General features: G+C 41.4%; 15 protein-coding genes. 7 read left to right on the plus strand and 8 right to left on the minus strand.

The genetic code is table 11. From position 1 onward, the window contains the following. Position 1: 1 nt before the first annotated feature. The 5 genes from M2419_RS15730 to prfB all read right to left on the minus strand — a co-directional run bounded on the left by M2419_RS15730 (position 2) and on the right by prfB (position 8,613). Positions 2–3,400 carry a TonB-dependent receptor gene (locus tag M2419_RS15730; RefSeq protein WP_259255328.1) on the minus strand — a complete coding sequence of 1,133 codons (3,399 nt, stop codon included), beginning with the start codon at positions 3,398–3,400 and terminating at the stop codon, positions 2–4. A 237-nt stretch (positions 3,401–3,637) separates the two neighbouring features. After that, positions 3,638–4,747 carry a FecR domain-containing protein gene (locus M2419_RS15735; protein ID WP_153845347.1) on the minus strand — a complete coding sequence of 370 codons (1,110 nt, stop codon included), beginning with the start codon at positions 4,745–4,747 and terminating at the stop codon, positions 3,638–3,640. Positions 4,748–4,886: 139 nt separating this feature from the next. After that, positions 4,887–5,429 carry an RNA polymerase sigma factor gene (locus M2419_RS15740; RefSeq protein WP_153845348.1) on the minus strand — a complete coding sequence of 181 codons (543 nt, stop codon included), beginning with the start codon at positions 5,427–5,429 and terminating at the stop codon, positions 4,887–4,889. A gap of 201 nt (positions 5,430–5,630) precedes the next feature. Then, positions 5,631–7,076 (minus strand): glycosyltransferase family 2 protein, encoded by a 1,446-nt coding sequence (locus M2419_RS15745; RefSeq protein ID WP_202883708.1) that lies wholly within the window; start codon positions 7,074–7,076, stop codon positions 5,631–5,633. A gap of 453 nt (positions 7,077–7,529) precedes the next feature. After that, a protein-coding gene (gene prfB / locus M2419_RS15750) for a peptide chain release factor 2 (RefSeq protein WP_153845349.1) occupies positions 7,530–8,613 on the minus strand; the annotation gives its coding sequence in 2 pieces (ribosomal slippage) (positions 7,530–8,552 and positions 8,554–8,613; 1,083 coding nt in all). A 218-nt stretch (positions 8,614–8,831) separates the two neighbouring features. Between prfB and pgi the strand changes: the two genes are divergently transcribed. Next, on the plus strand, positions 8,832–10,502 hold the full coding sequence (gene pgi, locus M2419_RS15755) for a glucose-6-phosphate isomerase (protein ID WP_153845350.1): 1,671 nt from the start codon (positions 8,832–8,834) through the stop codon (positions 10,500–10,502). Positions 10,503–10,613: 111 nt separating this feature from the next. On the opposite strand, the gene M2419_RS15760 is transcribed toward pgi, so the two are convergent. Together M2419_RS15760 and M2419_RS15765 are read right to left on the minus strand one after the other, a co-directional pair. Further along, positions 10,614–12,530, minus strand: coding sequence for a heavy metal translocating P-type ATPase (locus M2419_RS15760; RefSeq protein ID WP_259255329.1), 1,917 nt, complete (start codon positions 12,528–12,530; stop codon positions 10,614–10,616). A 264-nt stretch (positions 12,531–12,794) separates the two neighbouring features. After that, positions 12,795–13,136, minus strand: a complete 342-nt coding sequence (locus M2419_RS15765) for a phage holin family protein (protein WP_153845352.1) — start codon at positions 13,134–13,136, stop codon at positions 12,795–12,797. Positions 13,137–13,361: 225 nt separating this feature from the next. On the opposite strand from M2419_RS15765, the gene M2419_RS15770 reads away from it, so the two are divergent. The 5 genes from M2419_RS15770 (at position 13,362) to typA (ending at position 18,905) form a co-directional block, all read left to right on the plus strand. Beyond that, entirely contained in the window at positions 13,362–13,508 is a 147-nt protein-coding gene (locus M2419_RS15770; protein WP_259255330.1) for a hypothetical protein, read from the plus strand. A gap of 12 nt (positions 13,509–13,520) precedes the next feature. Further along, positions 13,521–13,946, plus strand: a complete 426-nt coding sequence (locus tag M2419_RS15775; RefSeq protein WP_153845353.1) for a DUF2147 domain-containing protein — start codon at positions 13,521–13,523, stop codon at positions 13,944–13,946. 154 nt (positions 13,947–14,100) lie between these two features. Then, positions 14,101–15,348: an ABC transporter permease gene (locus M2419_RS15780; RefSeq protein WP_088159803.1), complete on the plus strand. Its 1,248-nt coding sequence runs from the start codon at positions 14,101–14,103 to the stop codon at positions 15,346–15,348. A gap of 482 nt (positions 15,349–15,830) precedes the next feature. Continuing rightward, positions 15,831–17,021: a glycine C-acetyltransferase gene (kbl, locus tag M2419_RS15785; protein WP_153845354.1), complete on the plus strand. Its 1,191-nt coding sequence runs from the start codon at positions 15,831–15,833 to the stop codon at positions 17,019–17,021. A gap of 78 nt (positions 17,022–17,099) precedes the next feature. Beyond that, positions 17,100–18,905: a translational GTPase TypA gene (gene typA, locus M2419_RS15790; protein ID WP_153845355.1), complete on the plus strand. Its 1,806-nt coding sequence runs from the start codon at positions 17,100–17,102 to the stop codon at positions 18,903–18,905. Positions 18,906–19,000: 95 nt separating this feature from the next. Here the strand turns inward: typA and M2419_RS15795 are convergent, their stop codons facing one another. After that, complete coding sequence (locus tag M2419_RS15795; protein ID WP_182330526.1) at positions 19,001–19,507, minus strand: ecotin family protein; 507 nt, start codon at positions 19,505–19,507, stop codon at positions 19,001–19,003. A 419-nt stretch (positions 19,508–19,926) separates the two neighbouring features. Here M2419_RS15795 and uvrA point away from each other — a divergent pair, with 419 nt between their 5' ends. Further along, complete coding sequence (gene uvrA / locus M2419_RS15800) at positions 19,927–22,728, plus strand: excinuclease ABC subunit UvrA (protein WP_259255331.1); 2,802 nt, start codon at positions 19,927–19,929, stop codon at positions 22,726–22,728. Positions 22,729–22,779: the final 51 nt, after the last annotated feature.

The raw sequence follows: 22,779 nt of genomic DNA on the forward strand, positions 1-22,779 counted from the left end.
ATTAAAACTTAACATTTAATCCAAAGGCATAAGTGCGTTGGAAAGGATATACTCTTGTACTGCCTAAGGCTTCGGGGTCTATGTTTACTTTGAGCCCTGAGCGTTCAAATAAATTTTCACCACTTACATAGAAGCGTACGGCCTGTAAGCCAATTCTTTTTGTGAAATTCTGCGAAAGGCTATAGCCGAAAGTGATGTTTTTTACCCTTAAATAGGCTGCATTCTGCAAGTAACGTGTATTAGGCATACCGAGTTCTTCTCCGTTATCTTCCGCACTGTACGATTTTATCCGTGGAAAATACCCATCTCTGTTATCTGGAGACCAATGGTCTAAGTTTTGCTTGGTCACATTTGTCCAGGGTTGCGCATAAATTCCCCAGAAATAGATTTGGCTTCCCGGTGGATACCAGTCTCTTTTTCCTACACCTTGAAGAAATACACGTAGGTCAAAGCCTTTCCATGAACCTGAAAGGTCTAAGCTATATGGGTATTGAATTTCTGAATTGCCGAGGATCTTGAGGTCACCATGGTCAGCAAGCGTTTGTTTTCCTTTGGTGATCTTACCGTCAGGTCCTCCATCTGGCCCGCCCGCAATATCCTTGAACTTGATGTCACCAACATAGAATTTATATTGTTGATCGTCCGTTCCTACGTCGGTTTGATTCAGTTTAGCTAGCTCATCCTCATTTTGGAAGAAACCATCTGCTTGAAGACCCCATATCTCACCGATGCGCTGTCCGGCATAATGTTGTCTAATATCGCCCGTTGGATTATCAAATTTGGTAATTGTAGCTTTGCTGTTTGCCAGTGTAAATGTAGCGTTATAATGGAATGGCGATCCAGCTAGGTCGAACTTGTCCTTCCAGCTAATGCGTAGATCCCAGCCATTCGTCTTCATGTCGGCCGCATTGAAGTTCGGTGCGTCGGCACCAAAAGCACCCGGAAGAGTTCTTCCTGGGATCAGCATACCCTCATTGGTCCGTTTGTAAATATCAAATGTCGTATTTAGGCGACTGTTGAGTAGATTAAAGTCAATACCTCCGTTGATTGTTGAAATACGCTCCCATGTTAAGGATTTGGCCACGACCAATGGTGGATAAAGGGAGATTGGGCGATTACCTTCAATAAGTCTAGGAATGTCGGTATCCACTGCCATAGACGGCAAATAAGGATAACTGAGTGGATTCATATTTTTATCATAGACGGTTTGATTGCCCAATTGTCCATAAGAGCCCCTTAGTTTCAAAAAGTTGATCGCAGATTTGAGCGGACTAAAGAATTGCTCTTCAGAAAGTACCCATCCTGCTGACACCGATGGGAAAAATCCCCAGCGGTCACCCTTTGGAAAGCGTGAAGAACCGTCCAGACGGCCATTGGATTCAATAAGGTAACGCCCTTTATAATCATAGTTCAGACGATAAAATACACCTTGCAGTGCATAATCGTCGATATTATGGGTAACTGTTGTCGCTCCACTACCTAAACCGACGGATGGTATGTCAGCCGAATAAAGACCATTTTTAAGGGCGTAATTTGTTTCGGTATTTCTATATTCTTGGTTATAACCGACTAAGGCACTTACATGGTGGTCATTAAACTGTTGCGTATATTGTGTATACACGTTGATTACATCATATCGGGTGTTTTCCTGCTGCTTATATGCGGAAGGTACAGTTCCACCTGCATATTGAGGCGTAGCATTCGGCCCTGTCTTGTACTGAACAGGACGATTATACCCATCTGTTACACCAAAGGAACGACGGAAAGTAATATCTGCGTTAGCTGTCCATATGTTTTTGATCAGATCTGCTTTGGCATTGAATGTTGTTTGGAACTCGTTGATATTTTCTTTTCTTCGTCCTCCTTCTTGTAATAGTCCCAAAAGGCCAGCACCTGCTTGCGTCCAGCTGCCATCCGGATTTTTTGGAACATCCAAAGATGAGGTACGGTTTACATTCCAAAAGAAATCACCGCCCATGAAAACTGGCGCTTCATATTGACGGCTTGTTAGTACCGTATTGTTTCCGAAGTTCAACCAAGGAGTGACCTGCATATCCATTTTATTGCGGACATTGTAACGGTTAAGTTTGTCATTTCCATATTTTAGCGCACCGTCGAGCTTGTAGTATTCTCCAGAAAATAAGTAACTTAATTTGTCCGTTCTTTTACCCAAACTCAAGTTGAGCGTGTTGGTTGGAGCCAGTTTTTTATAGGCTTCATTCATCCAGTCGGTTTGACCATAATAAGCCCATTTCTCTGGATTTGTGGGGTCTAGGATGGTGTTGGGTAAACTCGGATCCTGCTGAAGCTTTTTCGCATATTCACGTACGGCATCCGGATACAAATCATATAATGGGTAAGCTGCATCGTGTTTATATTGCATCACGGTAAGTGGATCTGTGACAATTTCAGGCAATTTGCCTGTGGTGCGCCATTGGGTGCTCATTCCTACATTTACCTGAAGTTTTTCGGACTTGGCAGATTTGGTTGTTACAAGAACTACACCGAATGCTCCACGAGCTCCATAGATTGCAGCTGAGGCCGCATCTTTTAAGACCGATACGTTTTCAAAATCATTTGGATTGAGTCTTGCTAACTCATCGCCAGTGACAGGAATGTTGTCTACTAATATAAGAGGCTCACCACCATTGATTGATGTGATACCGCGGATATTGAATTTTGCACTTTGCGAAGGATTACCGCTCGCGTTGGTGATGTTCAAGTTTGGGATCAAACCTTGTAGGGCAGCACCTAGATTGGTGACCGGTCTATTCTCAATTTCTTTAGCGGAAATCTGGTCAACGGCGCCCGTTAAATTGATTTTCCGTTGTGTACCATAACCAACGACCACCACCTCATCTAATTGTGATGTGCTCGTTTGTAAAGTCACATTTAATGTGCGTTGATTTCCCACCTGTACACGCTCTGTTGTGTAGCCCATATATTGAAATACCAATACTGCTTTCTCGGGTATCCGAAGCGAAAAATGTCCGTTGGCATCTGTTTTTGTAGATAATGCGGAATTTCCCTCTACAGACACCGTTACACCGGCAAGTGCTGCTTTTGAATCGCGAACTGTACCTGTGATTTCGAAATCTGTACGTTGTTTTTCGGAAATTACAATGGTGTTGTTGAGAATCTGATAGCTTAGATTCTGTCCTTTAAGTGCTTTGGATAGCACTTGTGAAATGGAAGCATGATTTGCATCCACACTGATGGGCTGCAGATTATTCAGCAGTTTTTCATCATAAAAAAATCGTAAGTCTGTTTGCTTAGAAATTTCTTGTAAAACTTTCTCAACCTTTACTTTTTTCAAGGAGAGATTAACTGTTTGTGCATTTCCCGAGGCATGTGCTCCCAAAGCAAGGGAAAGCAAAGAAAGAGTGCTTAACTTTATCATACATAAAGTTTTAAAGGCTGGAGGAACCCGGAATTCCCGTGTTTTCTCCTGCCTTTTCATTGGAGAAAAAAAATTCATAAATTAGAATGATTTTTGAGGTTTTAAATTTCTGTTGGTAATCAGTAAAATAAGCCTTGGATTTAACTGGGGATGCGTCAACATCCCCTTCTTTTGTTATTGCCAGGCGATAAGTCGATGTTTATGCCATAGATGTATTTTTTAGGTAGATAATCAATTTCATTGCACGATTACGTTCCGACCGTTGATGTCGAATTTTCGCCCTGTCGCTAAAGCAAGGATCTCCAATACTTCCGAAAGCTTGCTGTTTCTGCTTATGGAGCCTTTGTAGGTAGAAGCGTTGGTGATGGCTTCGATATTTTTAAATTCAACATTATACCAACGTGCAATTTGCTGCGTGATATCGTTGAAATTGCTGCCGTCGAAATAAAATTCTTCACGCTGCCATGCTGTATTTTTCGCTAGATCACTTACTTTGACCTGAATATCATTCGCCAATGTTGTCGCCTGCTCACCGGGTTTAATAATTGTCTGCTTGCCCTCTTTAAGAACTTTTACACTTCCCTCTACGAGTGAAGTGGACACTTCATTTTGATACGCGTTGACGTTGAATGTGGTGCCCAATACTTCGATTGTTGTGCCATTGGCGTGGATGCGGAAAGGTCGGCTGGCATCCTTAGCGACCTTAAAATAAGCTTCTCCCGTTAATGTAACTTGACGTTGATCTGCCTCAAAATGTGTTGGATAAGAAAGTTGAGTGAGCGAATTGAGCCATACTTTTGTACCATCTTCTAAAATGACCATATAAGTGCCGGCCTTGGGTACATCAACACGGAAATTTTTCCCAGCTATAGCTGTCGTTGAATTATGCTGTTGGACAAATGGATCTGCGAGCTGCTGCTCTTTTCCTGTCGGTGTTATAAGTTTTGCATAATGTCCTCCCGGAAGGATGTCGTTGTGAAAAGTCTTATTGTGGGAACGAACCTCCGCAGCCAATGTAAGCGGTATTTGTGCTGGTGAGGACAATTTTTGATAGAACCAGAAGCTAAACCCCGAAATGGCGATAAGCGTGGCAGCAACCATCCATTTAGATCGTACCCAGCTCATTCGTTTGAGCGGTGCGGGTTCATCAAATAGTTGGTCATCTAATCTTGCATTGATACGTGATGCCAGGTCGGGTGGATTTTCGTTCACTGACAGCTCGTTCTCGGATTGGTCCAATGTATAAAACCAACGGAGTACCTGTTGTTCTTCCGCAGCTGTACATTGGCCTTCCAAGTATTTTTTAAGCAAGGCTTTGGCTTGATCTGATGATTCTTGTTCCTTCATACAAACCTATAATCCCCTTATGCGAAGAGAAGTACCGAAGAAAAATTAAAAAAAATATAAATTACTGTATTACAGTGTTTTTAAATTGTGAGGTATTGGGAAATGAGACCGCATGACACAAGTTCGTCTAGCGGATTTATTATTTGAATCGAAGCTTGAGCCAGCCTAAAGCCAGGGAGATATTGTTTTTTACGGTTTGTTCTGATAGTGCAAGTTCCGTGGCGATATCTTTAATGGACATGGATTCTTTTCTGCTAAGCGAGAAAGCAGATCGCATTGTTGAAGGCATCTTGTCAATTTCTTGCTCGATAAGCACAGCGAGTTCCTTTGCCAATAGTTCTTCTTCAGATGTCGTGGTTAAAGTTTGTGTTTGAAAGGTCTTGGAGAGGTTTTCAGCACGGACAACTTTCCTTTGTTCATGAATAGTCCAGTCAATGATTTTGTACTTGGCTGTTTTAAAAAGATACGGATAGAGGGAGAACTCAATGTTTATTTTGTGTCTATTGTTCCAAAGGGCGACAAATACCTCCTGCAGGATATCTTCACAGTCTTCAACACAGGAAACACGGCGCTGTATAAATCGAAAAAGTATAGCAGAATAGCGATTGACTAATTCCGAAAAAGCATGACGGTCATTGGCTTGAATCCCAACGAATAGCACGGTGTCATCTAACTGTTCCATAATTACCGCAATTTGTGTACTCCCTTAGTTTAATTTAGGCCAAATTTATAATTGTGGTGTTAAGTTAGTATTAAAAACAAAAAATATGATAATGTTTTTTTTAATCAAACGATTGCATTGGATTTTTAATATAAAAAAACGGCGGTTTTCCTGTTACAGATCATAGAAAGTAACAGGAAAACCGCCGCGTGGTCTTATCATTTAACCCCTTGTCAACCAACCTCTGCGTCCAGCTGTCGCAATGGCATAAGGTGTAATCCAAAATAAACTGAAGGCATAAAAGATACTATAGCTATATGCCCAAAAGGCTTCTTTGGCGTCAGAGTTTTTAGAAGCAAAGAAATAGGCCTGGATGCTGGAAAATATTAAGATACCGACCAACGTTGAGCTTAAGAACATCAATGGATAATGAAATACAGTCCACAGCATCAATAACATCATTGGATAAGACAATAATACTTTTTTCCATTGCATAAGCAATAAGATACGTGCTCCCCATTTAGGTCCTTGACGGAAATTCTTAAATGCAAATTTACTCATCGCAATGTTTTCGCGCACGTTGCTTCGTTCCCAACGGATAAACATCTTATACAGATTTTTGTAACGTACAGGAGTGTCGGTATAAACGTATGCATTGGATTGAAATAACACATGATACCCTTGTTTTAGGATCATATTCGTCATAGCGCGATCTTCACCGATATCAGACGGTTGCCCCATAAAAGTCTGGTTGATCCAATCCTCCAAACAGTTCATGACAGCCTCTTTACGATAGCCGGACAAGGCTCCTGGTGTACACATGACCGTACCCAACATACTTTGCGCAGAACGTACAAACTCAAAGCTGAATACGAAGCTAACATTCAACATACGAGGTATAATCGCTTTTTTATTATTCAATACGCGCACATTACCCGCAACAGCTCCACATTCCTTGTTTGTTACAAAAGGACTCGCCATATTACGTATAGTATCCTTTTTAACAATAGAATCACTATCAACCGTAATAAAGATTTCTCCCGTACCTAACTTAAATCCACGGTACAAAGCATGTCTCTTACCCATATTCTTGGGCTGCTGATAAATTTCAACACGATCGCCCAATTCCATTTTGGCACGTTGTATCCAGGCAAAGGTATTGTCCTTACTACCGTCATCAATGGCGATGATCTGAAGTTTCTTCTCCGGATAATCACTGCTAGCCAAACTATGTAAGGTATCATAGACTAACTGTCCTTCATTATAAGCTGGAACAATAATCGTACAAGTAGGTAGCTCATCGTCCGATACAGAAGCGATGGGTTTATATTTACGATGTAGTACAATCAAAAAAATCAAAAAGCTAACGGCGATAGCAGCTAAAAATATACCTAAGGCGATCAGAAATGTTCCGCCGATGCTGTCTAAACGTTGGAAACGTAATGCATCAAAATCTGGCTGAAGCATGTATACGCCAAAAACTGACGCAAATAGTATAAAAAAAGTCGCTCCAAAAATACCATATTCTTTTGGACCAAAGTTGCTTTCCTCGTTTTTGCTCACTGTATTATCAGATCGCTTTTCTCCTGCATTTACATCATATACAGCAGGCTTCCATTGTTTGGTCATCTGCTTGGATACGATCGAGTTTTCTTTCATGTAATTCATAACCGTTCTATTTTAGATATACATTCGTTCATTCTATATTTAATCGATGCCGCAATCGGTATCATTTGTAATGAAAATATTACGAATCCATAAACGCAAAACACATGCCTTTATTTTGTGCCAAAAATGACCCGACTGCTCAAATTGTAACGTTCTTGATACAAAATAACGTTACGCAAGTTGCTTGTTTTCAGTTTTTTAACTGTATTTTGTAATAAAAATTGATTAAAATATAATAACGATATGGGCAGTAGACTTTTAAGGTTTTTTAACATTTGCCTGCTGATTGTTAAGAGAAATTGACAATTTCTGTGACAAACTGTGTTGGAAAGGGGGCAATGGGTCAGGTGAAGAAATCAACTTAAGCCAAATAAAAAAAGCAAGGGATAGTGCAAAAAAAAAGACGCCTCTAAAAGAGAACGTCTTCAATATCATCAAGTTTCGGAATCGTCTTTATCCGCCAAATTCCATTAGATAATTTTTTAGAAAATCATTTAGATCACCATCCAGCACAGCCTGTGTATTGGATGTTTCGTAATTGGTCCGTAAATCTTTAATTAACTTATAAGGATGTAGGACATAATTTCGAATTTGGGATCCCCATTCTATTTTCTTCTTGTTGCCTTCAATAGCAGCGGAAGCTTCCTGGCGTTTACGCATTTCAATCTCATATAACTGTGATTTCAATAAGCGCATCGCATTTTCTTTGTTTTGCAATTGCGATCTGGATTCCTGATTTTTAATAATAATGCCAGTAGGTTTGTGATGTAATCGAACAGCTGTTTCCACCTTATTTACGTTCTGACCTCCTGCACCACCTGAGCGGAACGTGTCCCATTCGATTTCCGAATCCTTAACATCAATCTCAATATTATCATCGATCAGAGGATAGACATAAACAGACGCGAAAGAGGTATGGCGTTTTGCATTGGAATCAAACGGAGAAATCCGAACGAGCCTGTGTACACCGTTTTCTCCCTTAAGGTAGCCATAAGCAAAATCGCCTGATATCTGTAATGTTACACTCTTAATACCTGCAACGTCACCTTCCTGCGAATCTTGTTCGGTCACTTTATACCCATTTTTCTCGCCCCACATAATATACATACGCATCAGCATGGCAGCCCAGTCGCAGCTTTCAGTCCCGCCGGCACCAGCTGTAATCTGTAAAATTGCATCCAGCTGATCTTCTTCGGCGCTAAGCATGTTTTTGAATTCGAGTTCCTCGACTTGCGCTAAAGCTAGTTTATATTGGTCGTCCACTTCCTTATCACTCGCGTCGCCAGATTGGAAGAATTCATACATGACATATGCGTCTTCAACCGCCGCTGCAACTTCGTCGAAGTGGTCTGTCCATACCTTTTGGTTTTTTATGGCCAAGAGTATTTTTTCTGCAGCTTTGGAATCATCCCAAAAGCTCGCTTCAAGCGTAATAGCTTGATCTCTTTCTATTTCTTCTTTGCGTGCATCGATGTCAAAGATGCCTCCTCAGGGAAGTAACACGATCCCTCAAGTCTTGAATTTGTTCTTTTGTCATATCCGCTAAAGTAGAAATTTTAATTAATAAATTCGTGCTTCTATCGAATAACTTCGCGCCCAATATAGATTGCCAAATAGGGATAATTTGACCTTTTTTTTTTAGTTTTGGTATTGTCAACGGAATAAACCTTCATTTAAAGATCTACACGATATGTAGTATAGAAATACCGAAGGCTCTTATTGATGTTTAAAACAAATAATTTCAGTAAAAACAGTATGTTCCCAAAAATTAATTTTACAAAGACTGAGGCCTATAAGAATCTAGCGCAGCATTTTGATTCATTATCAGGTCTATCTAGCAATAGCGAAAAAAAAGATTTACGTGCACTTTTTGCCGCAGATCCCGCACGTTTTGAGAAGTTCTCGATCGCTTTCGAAGATATACTTTTGGATTACTCCAAAAATCGGATTACCGAAGAGACAAAAGTGCTCTTAGTCCAGTTGGCTAAAGAATGTGGTCTTGCTGATGCGATAGCAGCGATGTTCTCCGGTGAGCGCATCAACGTGACCGAAAACAGACCGGTATTACACACCGCTTTGCGAAATCAATCCGATCAACCCGTTTATGTGGACGGAAAAGATGTTATGCCCGACGTTAAACGCGTGCTGGCACAAATGAAAGCTTTTACGGAAAAGATTATATCTGGTCAGTGGAAAGGGTGTACGGGTAAAGAAATTACAGATGTGGTTAATATCGGTATCGGTGGTTCAGATCTAGGTCCTGTGATGGTAACAGAAGCATTAAAAGCGTATAAAACGCGCTTAAATGTACATTTTGTCTCCAACGTAGACGGTACACACATTGCTGAAACATTGAAAGCTGTGGATCCTGAAACAACCTTGTTTCTGATTGCCTCAAAAACTTTCACAACGCAGGAAACGATGGCCAATGCCCATACAGCCAAAGACTGGTTTTTGGCGAGTGGTGCCCTTCAGGAGGATGTCGCTAAGCATTTTGCCGCGTTGAGCACCAATACAGAAGCAGTACGTGCCTTTGGAATAGATACTCAAAATATGTTTGAGTTTTGGGACTGGGTAGGCGGTCGTTATTCCCTATGGTCTGCTATAGGTCTTTCAATTAGCTTGGCAATAGGCTTTGATAATTTCGAGGACCTTTTGAAAGGTGCCTACGATGCGGACGTTCATTTTAAGGAAACTTCTTTCGAATCCAATATTCCCGTGATATTGGCTTTGCTTGGGGTATGGTATAATAATTTTTTCCAGGCCGAAAGTCATGCTATTCTTCCTTACGATCAATATCTGCACCGTTTTGCTGCGTATTTCCAACAAGGGGATATGGAGAGTAATGGCAAATATGTTGACCGTAATGGTCAACAGGTGGATTATCAGACTGGACCGATTATATGGGGTGAACCGGGTACGAACGGGCAGCATGCCTTCTATCAGTTGATTCACCAGGGAACCAAATTGATTCCTTGTGATTTCATTGCCCCTGCCAATAGTCTTAATCCGATCGGAAACCACCACCAATTGCTATTGTCCAACTTTTTTGCACAGACTGAGGCGTTGATGAATGGCAAAACGGAGGAAGAAGTAGTTGCTGAATTCAAGAAAGCAGGCAAATCGGACCAAGAAATAGAAGCGCTTAAAGCCTATAAAGTCTTTGAGGGTAATCGCCCGACGAATTCAATCCTGTTCAAAATAATGACACCACGTACTTTAGGACGACTTATCGCATTTTATGAGCATAAGATTTTTGTGCAGGGTGTGATCTGGAATATTTATAGTTTTGATCAATGGGGTGTGGAGCTAGGTAAACAATTGGCCAATCAAATCCTTCCGGAATTAAGTGACGCGAATACGGTTACGAGTCATGACTCTTCTACCAATGGATTGATCAATGCCTATAAAGCTTGGCGGGATTAAATTTCTAACTAGGATCTAAAAGAGATCCTTGATACAACAGGACTGCCCTCAGAAAGTATCTAACTTTTTGGGGGCAGTGCTTTTTTGGGGCATTACATGATCGCTCAGTTTTTAAACTTGTTTATGCTGGATCCGAATGGCATTTAAAATCGCCAGAAGAGCTACCCCCACATCAGCAATGACCGCTTCCCAAAGTGTTGCAATCCCCCCGGCGCCGAGGATCAAAACAATGATTTTTATTCCCATCGCCAGGATGACATTCTGCCAGACAATACTTCGGGTTATTTTTCCAATTTTTATGGCCGACAAAATCTTGTGTGGCTCATCGTTTTGGATCACAACATCAGCAGTTTCAATGGTTGCATCAGCTCCCAGTCCGCCCATAGCAATACCTACATGTGCTAAGGCAACTACAGGAGCATCGTTTACGCCATCGCCGGCAAAGGCAACGCGGCGTCCTTGGTCAATCAGCTGCTGTACATGGCTTACTTTATCCTCAGGAAGAAGATCGCCATAGGCTTTGTCGAGTCCAAGTTCTTTGGCGACTTCATCTACCACCGCTGTTTTATCTCCAGATAACATAACTGTATACAAACCTTGAGCATGCATGGCTTGGATCACAGCTTTGGCATTTGGTTTAATTCGATCCGCAACAGTAATATAACCCGCATATTGACCTTCGATGGCAAGTAATACAATGGAGTATGCCATTTGCCTTAGATCTGCCGGATAGCTAATATCGAATTTGTCCAGTAACTTGCTGTTGCCCGCGAGTGTGTGCTTTCCGTTAACAGTAGCGAGGAGCCCGTGGCCTGCTATTTCCTGGATTTTCTCAGCCTGAAATGCGGCACTGCCGGGATGATAACTGGCGATCGCCTTCGCAATGGGGTGTGTTGAATGTGCCTCAATGGCTTTCGCATAGTTCAATAATTCCTCTGGATCTCCATTGACGGCAAAAACTTCGGTTACCTCAAAGACACCGGCTGTAAGCGTACCCGTTTTATCCATGACAACGGTATCGACTGAAGTGATGGCATCGAGGAAGTTCCCGCCCTTAAATAATATACCATTTCGGGAAGCTAAGCCTATACCGCCAAAATAACCCAGGGGAATGGAAACGACCAGGGCGCAGGGACAGCTGATCACCAGAAAGACTAAACTCCGGTAGAACCAGTCCTTAAAATTATAGTCATGAACAAAAAATAGGGGTGCAATAAGGACCAAGAGCGCAAGCCCAAAGATGATGGGGACATATATTTTGGCAAATCGAGCAATAAACAACTGAGTTTTGGATTTTCGTGCAGTGGCATCCTGAACCATTTCGAGAATTTTGCTCAACTTGCTATCTTCAAATACGTTGGATACCTCAATTTCAACGACTGTTTCCAAATTGATCATACCTGCAAAAACAGCATCACCGGAATATTTTGTATCGGGTTTACTCTCCCCAGTCAGAGCAGCAGTGTTAAATGCCGCTTTTTCCGTTTTCAATGTACCATCCAGAGCCACTTTTTCTCCAGCTTTTACAAGGATAATTTCGCCAATTGTGACAGTTTTTGGATTTATCTGCTGTTGCTGCCCATTGCGTATGACCGTTACTGTGTCAGGGCGGATATCCAATAAGGATTTGATTGATTTCTTGGCATTGTCGACGGCAGTATCCTGAAACCATTCTCCGATTTGATAGAAGACCATGACCGCGACGCCCTCTTCAAATTCTCCAATGGCGAAAGCTCCCAATGTTGCAACGGTCATTAAAAAAAATTCATTAAAAATATCGCCACGACTTGCCTTGCGCAATGCCATTTGAATAACGGGGATTCCCGCGAGAAGATAGGCGATGCTATTTAAGGTCAAGTTGATGCCAAAGGGAAGGCTGATCTTAAAAGCATATTTCAATAGGAGTAAAGTAAGTAGAATGACAAGGGCCATGAGGAGCTTACTTTGAGCGATCCACCAAGGATGCTCCTTTGTTGGAAGGCCGTGCTCCTGTGTGTCATGGTTATGCTCGTGGTTGTGTTCGCACATATATCAGCGGTTCTTTTAAAGAATTAAATTTAGCGAATTCTGCTGTAAAAAGCGAGGGAAATGAGGATAAACTCACCCATAAGGATGATTATTTTAGACGATTATTTTAAAGGAAGTGGAACAGTAAACTATCTGTTTTTCAAACGACAGATGCTGTCAGTAAAGGAAGATGATGTCGGCAAGAAAGGGTGGCAATCGCTGAGCAATGAAAAGGCGTCCACATGTATTGATGCGGACGCCCGCTGCTATTTTATGAATGTATTTTTAATCTTTCGAAGTACTGCCAATAATCATTTCCAATATGGCAACGACAATGGCAAACAGCGCAGCGGTCCAGAATCCATCTACATCAAATTTGGAGCCGAGTAGTGAATCTGATAACAAGACCATCAATACGGTAATAATAAAGGAAATCAGGCCAAGGGTAAGCCAATTCAACGGGAATGTAAATAACCTTAAAATCGATCCCACAGTCGCATTGACAAATCCAATGACGAGTCCTGTAACGATAGCCCAACCGAATCCGGCAACGTGAGCGCCGGGGACAATCCAGCATGCAATTGCGACGACTACACCAGTAAGTAAAAGACTAATAATAAATTTCATAATATGTGCTAATTTATAAAGAGTAAATAAAGTAATAATATAATAACTATCGTGCAAACCCGATGCCAAACTTTGTTTAGATTATGAATTTAAGTCTTCTGGAGAAATGGGCGTTGATGGGCCGTTGGCGTGGATTAGTGCGGGCCGTCCGATTGGAGATGAGCAGTTTTAGAAATAAAAATATATGCAAGCATAGTAAATATTTTGTATATTTATTCAGAAGCTATGATGCTATTGTTATTTGGTGGTCAGTCATTATATTCGTTAAGTGGGGAGATTGCTGATGGTAGAAATGGATCGATAGGAGTGTTTGGGGGGGTAAAAGCGATCATATTAACAATAGCGTGGAAATTGAGAGAATTAAGTTCATAAAATAATAGACCCATGAAGAAAATTATGATGTCATTCATAATGCTGCTGACTACAGTAGCATTATTTGCGCAAACAGATCCCATCATCGGAAAGTGGGAAAACCCAAGCGGAGAAGGTCGCGTTGAAATTTACAAGAAAGGCGAGAAGTTTTTTGGCAAGCTCTATTGGCTGAAATTTCCAAATAATGAAGCCGGTCAGCCGAAGAAAGATATAAAAAATCCAGATAAAGCACTGCAGAGTAGAAATGTACAGGGACTCGAAATTTTGACCAATTTTGATAAAGATGGCAATACTTATGTTGACGGAAAAATCTATGATCCGAAGTCGGGCAAAACGTATAGCTGCAAGATGACCTTAAAAGGTGATAAGCTTGATATCAGAGGCTATGTGGGTGTGAGCTTGCTTGGACGCACCGAGACATGGAAAAGAATTAATTAAGATAGAAAATGGCTGCAAAATCAAAATAATCCGCTTGCATGGATAGGTCAGATTCCACCAAAAAGGCAATTTATTTCTAGGAAGTAAATTGCCTTTTTGGTTTTGTGCTGGAATTACAGTATTTTCATCCCTACAAATTATAAATACCAGCTCTATGGCCGTAAAAATGTCTTATGTTGAAAATGTCAAGCTTGCACTACAGTCCATTGTAGGGAATAAGCTGCGGACATTTTTAACAGCACTGATCATTGCCATAGGGATGATGGCATTAATAGGGGTATTGACCTCGATTGATGCCATGAAAAACTCGCTGACAGATTCCTTTTCGTCGATGGGGTCAAATTCCTTCAACATACGCAACAGGGGATTGAATGTTCGGATCGGTAATGAAGGGACTCGCTCAAAAGTCTTTGCTAATATTACCTACGCACAGTCTGCAAGATTCAGACAGGATTTTCACTTTAATGCGTTGACATCAATCAGTGCCAATGTGAGTTGGAATACAACAGCAAAATATCAATCCAAAAAGACAAACCCTAATATTGGCCTGATCGGGACAGATGAAAATTATCTGCAGACATCAGGGTATGTTGTCAGCGAAGGCCGTAATTTTTCTACGCGAGAGGTTGAAACAGGTAGTGGCGTGATCATCATCGGTAGTGAAGTGAGTAAAATGCTATTCAACGAAATTATTGATCCAATAGGACAGTTTATTACTGTTAACAATATCCGCTATTTGGTGATAGGAGTTTTAAAAAGTAAAGGTTCTTCTGCCGGGATGGGTGGGGACAGAGCCTGCTTTATTCCCCTGATCAAGGCCAGGGCAGTGATGCAGGGTACCGAGCCTTCCTATGTGATCACTGTTTCTTCCAATGACCCCATGCGATTGGAAGCGGCAATCGGCGAAGCTACAATCGTATTTAGAAATATCCGCGGATTGGCATCACGGCAGTCAAATGATTTTGAAATCACCAAATCAGATGCGGTTGCCCAGATGCTGATGCAAAATATGGCTATGGTTACTTTGGGAGCGGTCGTGATTGCTTTTATAACCCTTGTGGGAGCTTCAATCGGATTGATGAACATCATGCTAGTTTCGGTCACTGAACGTACACGAGAGATCGGTATTCGTAAGGCAATCGGTGCAACACCAAGTGTTATACGTAAACAATTTCTGATGGAAGCAATTGTGATCTGTATGATTGGAGGTGTCGCCGGGATCTTTATAGGCATTTTGATTGGTAATATTCTGGCGCTGCAGCTCGGCACATCCTTTATTATACCTTGGGGAGCGATTATTTTGGGTTTCGCGGTATGTGGACTCGTCGGTATGCTATCGGGCTATTACCCGGCCTCAAAAGCATCTAAACTGGATCCAGTCGATGCGCTCCGTTACGAGTAATTCACATTGGGGCGCCTAACACGCTATTTTTACGAAATTTTTATGGATAAGACCTTTTGTTATGCGATAGCTTAAATCCGCTAGCTTTCGTTCCTATCTGTTATTAAAATTCCGGCGCTTTTCAGCTAAAATGCGAGAGACCAAAGTTGAGATAAGGTTACACCAACTTCGGACTGCAAGCACAATGAGTCCACCTTGAGTCCACGTTGAGTCCACCTTTTTAAGGTGGATTTACCATTGAGGCACCGCGCATGCACCCTGCTTACAGGTCGAAGATGTCTAGGGCTTGTCTCCCTGTTGGTCGCTATCAAAGCAAGAGGAAAAGTAGATCGATCGAAAAAAGGAATTTTATGCAATCGGTTTAATGTTACCAAATCATTGATTTGGGGTGAATTCTCCGTGAATAGCCCTTTTCTCGAAAGGTAAAGCAACTTATTCCAATGAAAAAACTGTAATATTGTATAAAAAAATAAAATCGAATTATGTACAATACATTACAACCAGTTTTAGAAAAGGAATTGGAAGCAATCAAAGAAGCGGGATTGTATAAACAAGAGCGGGTGATCGTTACTCCACAAGGAGCAGACATCAAAGTAAGCACAGGACAGGAAGTTGTCAATTTTTGTGCTAACAATTATTTGGGACTTTCTTCACATCCAAAAGTAATCGAAGCTGCTAAGAAAGCGATTGATACACACGGTTATGGAATGTCTTCCGTACGTTTCATCTGCGGTACCCAAGATGTGCATAAAGAATTAGAAGCAAAAATTTCTACGTTCCTCGGAACAGAAGATACTATTTTATATGCGGCAGCATTCGACGCTAACGGTGGGGTGTTTGAGCCGTTATTTGGAGCCGAAGATGCCATCATTTCCGACGAATTAAATCACGCCTCTATCATAGACGGTGTTCGTTTATGTAAAGCGCAACGTTTCCGCTATAAAAATGCGGATATGGCTGATCTGGAAGCGCAATTACAGGCCGCATCCGGTGCTCGGCATAAAATCATTGTTACAGATGGAGCGTTTTCGATGGATGGATCTGTAGCTCCATTAGACCAGATCTGTGATCTTGCGGATAAATACCAGGCGCTAGTGATGATCGATGAGTCGCATTGTACAGGATTTATCGGTGCAACTGGACGTGGTACACACGAGCTTTTCAATGTAATTGATCGTGTAGATATCATTACAGGTACTTTAGGTAAGGCGTTAGGTGGTGCTTCTGGAGGTTTTACTTCCGGTAAAAAAGAAATCATCGATTTGTTACGTCAGCGTTCACGTCCTTATTTATTTTCGAATACCCTAGCACCAGCAATTGCCGGAGCTTCTGTTGCGGTCTTGGACATGCTGAGCGAGACAACTGCATTACGTGATAAATTGGAATCAAATACAATCTACTTCCGTGAAAAAATGACGGCTGCTGGATTTGATATCAAACCAGGTTTCCACCCGATTGTGCCTGTGATGCTGTATGACGCGAAATTAGCGCAGGAATTTGCATCCAAGATGTTGGATGAGGGAATTTATGTAATAGGTTTCTATTATCCTGTTGTACCTCAGGGAAAAGCTCGTATCCGTGTGCAGATTTCGGCAGGACACGAAGTTACTCACCTGGATAAAGCAATCGCCGCCTTTACTAAAGTAGGTAAAGAATTAGGTGTAATTAAATAAAATACACATAGTTATAAAATTTATGGTGCAAAATGTTTATCTTTGCACCCTGAATTTAAAAACAAATTTACTTGCTAGATGCAAAATATTAGAAACATAGCGATTATCGCTCACGTCGATCACGGTAAAACTACGTTGGTAGACAAAATCTTACACTTCACAAATCTTTTTAGAGACAATGATGGTACAGGTGATTTAATTCTGGATAATAATGATTTAGAACGTGAACGCGGTATTACTATTGTCGCTAAAAACGTTTCTGTTGAATATAAAGGCGTAAAAATTAACGTTATTGATACACCTGGTCACGCCGATTTCGGTGGTGAGGTTGAGCGTGTATTGAAAATGGCTGATGGTGTTGTTTTGCTTGTGGATGCGTTCGAAGGTCCGATGCCACAAACACGTTTCGTTACACAAAAGGCATTATCCCTGGGGTTGAAACCGTTGGTAGTTGTCAATAAAGTCGATAAAGAAAACTGTCGTCCTGAAGAGGTTTACGAGAATGTATTTGATTTATTCTTTAGCCTAGATGCGACAGAAGAACAATTAGCATTCCCTGTATTATATGGTTCATCCAAACATGGTTGGATGTCAACAGATTGGAAAGAAAAGAAAGAAGATGTGTCTGAATTATTAGATGCTATCATCAGTCATTTCCCACCTTCCCCATTTGTTGAAGGTACATTACAAATGCAGATCACATCGTTGGATTACTCTACATTCGTAGGACGTATTGCCATCGGTCGTGTAGCGCGTGGTATAATCAAAGAAGGTCAACCTATTTCGTTGGTAAAACGTGATGGCAAGATCGTGAAATCACGTGTTAAAGAATTGCATACATTCGAAGGTTTAGGCCGTCGTCGTGTAGAAGAAGTTAAATGTGGCGATATTTGTGCCGTAGTTGGTATCGAAGGTTTTGATATCGGTGATACAATTGCAGATTTCGAAAATCCGGAGCAACTGGAAGTTATCAGTATTGATGAACCAACAATGAACATGTTGTTCACCATCAATAACTCGCCTTTCTTCGGTAAAGAAGGTAAATTGGTTACTTCGAGACACATCCACGATCGTCTACAAAAAGAATTAGAAAAGAACTTGGCTTTACGCGTCGTTCCCACTGAATCTCCAGATGCTTGGTTGGTATACGGACGTGGTATCCTTCACTTGTCGGTATTGATCGAAACAATGCGTCGTGAAGGTTACGAACTACAAGTAGGTCAACCTCAGGTAATCTTAAAAGAAATTGATGGCAAAAAATGTGAGCCTATCGAGGTGTTGGTAGTTGACGTGCCTGCAGAGGTTTCTGGTAAAGTAATTGAGCTAGTAACTCAACGTAAAGGTGAACTTTTAGTGATGGAGACGAAAGGTGAAATGCAACATCTTGAGTTCGAAATTCCTTCTCGTGGTATCATCGGTTTACGTAACAACGTGTTGACAGCTACAGCAGGTGAAGCTGTTATGGCGCACCGTTTAAAAGGTTACGAGCCTTGGAGAGGACCAATCCCTGGACGTTTGCACGGTGTATTGATCTCTTTAGATAAAGGTACAACTACAGCATACTCTATCGATAAGTTACAAGACAGAGGTAAGTTCTTCGTTGATCCAGGTGTGGATATTTATGAAGGTCAAATCTTGGGTGAGCATATCCGTGACAATGATTTAACGATCAACATCGTTAAAGGTAAACAATTGACAAATATGCGTGCTTCGGGTACAGATGATAACACACGTATCGCACCAGCGATTAAATTCTCTTTAGAGGAATCTATGGAGTATATCCAAGCTGACGAATACATTGAGGTTACACCACAGTCTATCCGTTTGCGTAAAATCTATTTGACTGAAAATGAGCGTAAAGTAAACGCGAAGAAATTCCAATAGTCAATAGCGGAACGCGATATAAAAAAAGCCCCCGAACATTGTTCGAGGGCTTTTTTATTGCATGGATATTTGGTTCACCAAATAACTGTAGCGGTTTACTTTTTTGTTCTTACCTCTGCTGCGCGATAGGTGTCGCCGTCAGTTGTGTAGATTTTGAATTGTACATCATAAGCTTCAGGTACGTAAATCACAATCGGCATTCTGCCATTGTAACGTACAGTCTCAGGTTGTGCTGAAACAAAAAGGTTTCTTTTTTCTTTGTTTGGGCAAGCCATCATAGTGCTGGCGACATTACCATTTGTTTTGAATAAATAATAGTCATAACCCCAGCCCTGAAGATCTTTTTTCTCTAAAGTGCCCGATAAATTAAAGGTATTACATCCGTCTACTTCCATCCATTTTCCCACCGAAAACTCTATTTTTTTGTTTTTATCACTTTCTGAATAGGGAACTTCAATCACCATTTTTTTATACCCTTTTTCTGGGCTAGGAAAAATTCCTAAGTCAATTTTGTCGATAACCATTTGCGCTTTACTAATAGTTGTTGAGGATACTAATGCGATCATCAATAGCATCATTACTTGAAATACATTTTTTTTCATATATGCAATTATTTAATTTTAATGGCCATGAAATATTCTTGTTTTTTGTGTGTTGTAAACTTGAATACCCCATTTTATTATTTTTATTTGTTTTTTAAACGCGCTATCTGCAAAAAATGCTACACGCTTATAACAGATATAACACCTATAGGACTGTATTGTTTTTGGAAGGATTAATCGAAAAACAAAAAATGTTAAATAATAATTGCTTGGGAAACTAAATTGTTTGATGTATTTCAATTTATAGCTGGTCGTAGATTTACTTGTTTGTCGTGTATGAAGCCTTTCATCAAAATTTTGCCGACTTTGGAACAGTTGCTCTTTTTTGAAATTCAGGTGATAGAAAACCGAATTGCTTTTTAATTCGCAGGAATATAATCAGCCAAGAATACGTAACTTTGTGTGAGATAAGGATTATTATGAGTAAACAGGTGGAGCACACTCCAAAAGAATATATTCAGATAAAAGGAGCAAGAGTTAATAACTTAAAGAATATTGACGTTGATATCCCTAAAAATAAATTAGTTGTTATCACTGGAATGTCGGGCTCAGGAAAATCCTCCTTGGCTTTTGATACGCTCTATGCCGAAGGACAGCGGCGTTATGTCGAAAGTCTCTCTTCGTACGCAAGACAATTTATGGGACGGATGAATAAACCGGAGGTGGATTACATCAAAGGTATCGCCCCTGCAATTGCCATAGAGCAACGTGTCATTACTTCCAACCCCCGTTCGACGGTAGGAACATCCACCGAGATCTATGATTATCTGAAATTGTTATATGCCCGAGTCGGAAAGACAATTTCTCCTGTATCTGGTCGCGAGGTGACCAAAGACAGTGTGAGTTCAGTGGTGGATTTTGCCTTGAATTTGGAAGAGGGGACAACGTTGACGCTTCTCGCGCCACTTATTCCTTCTCATGGACGCAAACTCAAAGAAGAGTTGTCTCTCTTGTTGCAGAAAGGTTTTGTGCGTGTCGTCTATGGGGATAGTATGCAGAAGATCGAAGCTATTATCGATGATAAGGCCATCGCCAATAAAGACCTTCAGGATGGTGAAGTGCTTATTGTCGTCGACCGGGTTCGCATTGAACAGGACGATGACACAGTCAATCGACTTTCTGACTCTGTCCAAACAGGTTTTTTCGAAGGTAAGGGGGAACTTTATATGGAGGAAAATGGTCAAAGACATCATTTCTCTCATAAATTTGAACTTGATGGAATAACATTTGAAGAACCTACACCAAATTTCTTCAGTTTTAATAATCCTTATGGTGCCTGTCGCCGATGTGAAGGTTATGGAAAGATCATTGGTATTGACCCTGATCTTGTTATTCCAGACAAAAGCCGTTCGGTCTACGATGGCGCAATTGCCCCTTGGCGCGGGGAGAAAATGGGCGAGTGGTTACAAGTGCTTGTTAAAAGTTCCCTGAAATTTGATTTTCCAATACATCGTGCATACATGGATCTGACCGCTGAACAGAAAGAGTTGCTGTGGACGGGAAATAAATATTTTACCGGCCTGACACAGTTCTTTCAGGAACTTGAAGAGCAGACTTATAAAATTCAATACCGTGTGATGTTATCTCGCTATCGTGGGAAGACAGATTGCCCGGACTGCCGTGGGACCCGATTACGTAAAGATGCTACTTACGTGAAAGTAGGGGGCAAGTCTATCACCGATATCGTTTTGATGCCGCTGGAGGACGCCTTGGAATTCTTTACAACTTTACCGCTGGTGGGTAATGAACTTGTCATTGCCAAAAGACTTCTTGCTGAAATTAATAATAGATTGCAATTTTTGTGCGATGTTGGATTAAGTTACCTGACCTTGAACCGGCTATCGAATACCCTTTCTGGAGGGGAATCACAGCGGATCAATCTGGCAACTTCATTAGGAAGTTCACTCGTAGGTTCTATTTATGTGTTGGACGAGCCAAGTATTGGACTTCATCCACGTGATACACAGCGCCTGATCTCTGTGCTGAAATCTCTGCGCGATGTTGGTAATACAGTGGTGGTGGTCGAGCATGAGCAGGAGATGATGGAGGCGGCTGATTACCTGATCGATATCGGACCGGAAGCCGGGATCAATGGCGGCGAAATGGTCTTCGCGGGTACATATCAGCAGATTCTGAAAGATACAAAGAGCCTTACGGGTCAATACCTCAGTGGCAAAAGCCAGATTGAGGTACCCAAAAAACGCCGTCCATGGTCCAATAGTGTTACCATTAAAGGAGCCCATGAGAATAACCTCAAAGGGATTGATGTACAATTTCCATTGAATACGTTTACTGTGGTAACGGGTGTTTCGGGATCAGGTAAGACCTCCTTGGTCAAACGTATCCTTTACCCAGCACTGCAGAAGTCGATAGGCAATTACTCCGGTGAGCAGACGGGGGTCTATGATGCGATCGAGGGGGATATTACCCAAGTCGAACAAGTTGAAATGGTCGATCAAAACCCGATCGGTCGTTCTTCGCGATCCAACCCGGTGACTTACGTGAAAGCCTGGGATGAAATCAGGGCTTTATATGCCAACCAGGCACCGGCCAAAGCTGCTGGATTGAAACCTGCGGCATTTTCATTTAATGTTGAAGGTGGACGTTGTGATGTTTGTCAGGGCGAAGGCGAAGTTAAAATTGAAATGCAATTTATGGCCGATATCGTTTTGCCCTGTGAGGCATGTGGAGGCAAACGATTTAAACAATTTGTGCTTGATGTACACTTCAAAAACAAGTCGGTAGCAGATGTTCTCGAGCTGAGTGTTGATGAAGCGATCGTATTCTTTGCAGACCAGCCTAAAATATTAGCGAAATTGCAGCCTTTACAGGACGTTGGACTAGGCTACGTTAAGCTCGGACAATCGTCAAGTACATTGTCTGGTGGTGAAGCACAGCGGATTAAGCTGGCTTCCTTCCTCATTAAGGGAAATAACAGCAAGAAGACACTTTTTATCTTTGATGAGCCCACGACGGGCTTACACTTTCAGGATATTAAAAAGCTATTGAAATCATTTGATGCACTGATTGCCTTAGGAAACAGTATCTTGGTGATCGAGCACAATATGGATATGATCAAATCGGCAGATTGGGTCATCGATATTGGTCCTGAGGGTGGCAATAAAGGTGGAAAGCTAGTCTTTGCGGGACTTCCTGAAGAACTTATCCATTGTAAAGATTCTTATACAGGTCAATTTTTAAAGGCACATTTAAGAGATTAAATCCTACTTTAGCGAAGTGAAGTAATCTGTATCAGGGCAACTGGACTGCCA

The sequence above is a fragment of the Sphingobacterium sp. BIGb0116 genome, from assembly GCF_024808035.1.
GTDB lineage: Bacteria > Bacteroidota > Bacteroidia > Sphingobacteriales > Sphingobacteriaceae > Sphingobacterium > Sphingobacterium paramultivorum.

What these genes read in the sequence shown, in the direction of transcription:
- M2419_RS15730 (WP_259255328.1), bottom strand. Translation starts at nt 3,400, where the DNA reads ATGATAAAGTTAAGCACTCTTTCTTTGCTTTCCCTTGCTTTGGGAGCA.
- M2419_RS15735 (WP_153845347.1), bottom strand. Translation starts at nt 4,747, where the DNA reads ATGAAGGAACAAGAATCATCAGATCAAGCCAAAGCCTTGCTTAAAAAA.
- M2419_RS15740 (WP_153845348.1), bottom strand. Translation starts at nt 5,429, where the DNA reads ATGGAACAGTTAGATGACACCGTGCTATTCGTTGGGATTCAAGCCAAT.
- M2419_RS15745 (WP_202883708.1), bottom strand. Translation starts at nt 7,076, where the DNA reads ATGAATTACATGAAAGAAAACTCGATCGTATCCAAGCAGATGACCAAA.
- pgi (WP_153845350.1), top strand. Translation starts at nt 8,832, where the DNA reads ATGTTCCCAAAAATTAATTTTACAAAGACTGAGGCCTATAAGAATCTA.
- M2419_RS15760 (WP_259255329.1), bottom strand. Translation starts at nt 12,530, where the DNA reads ATGTGCGAACACAACCACGAGCATAACCATGACACACAGGAGCACGGC.
- M2419_RS15765 (WP_153845352.1), bottom strand. Translation starts at nt 13,136, where the DNA reads ATGAAATTTATTATTAGTCTTTTACTTACTGGTGTAGTCGTCGCAATT.
- M2419_RS15770 (WP_259255330.1), top strand. Translation starts at nt 13,362, where the DNA reads ATGATGCTATTGTTATTTGGTGGTCAGTCATTATATTCGTTAAGTGGG.
- M2419_RS15775 (WP_153845353.1), top strand. Translation starts at nt 13,521, where the DNA reads ATGAAGAAAATTATGATGTCATTCATAATGCTGCTGACTACAGTAGCA.
- M2419_RS15780 (WP_088159803.1), top strand. Translation starts at nt 14,101, where the DNA reads ATGGCCGTAAAAATGTCTTATGTTGAAAATGTCAAGCTTGCACTACAG.
- kbl (WP_153845354.1), top strand. Translation starts at nt 15,831, where the DNA reads ATGTACAATACATTACAACCAGTTTTAGAAAAGGAATTGGAAGCAATC.
- typA (WP_153845355.1), top strand. Translation starts at nt 17,100, where the DNA reads ATGCAAAATATTAGAAACATAGCGATTATCGCTCACGTCGATCACGGT.
- M2419_RS15795 (WP_182330526.1), bottom strand. Translation starts at nt 19,507, where the DNA reads ATGAAAAAAAATGTATTTCAAGTAATGATGCTATTGATGATCGCATTA.
- uvrA (WP_259255331.1), top strand. Translation starts at nt 19,927, where the DNA reads ATGAGTAAACAGGTGGAGCACACTCCAAAAGAATATATTCAGATAAAA.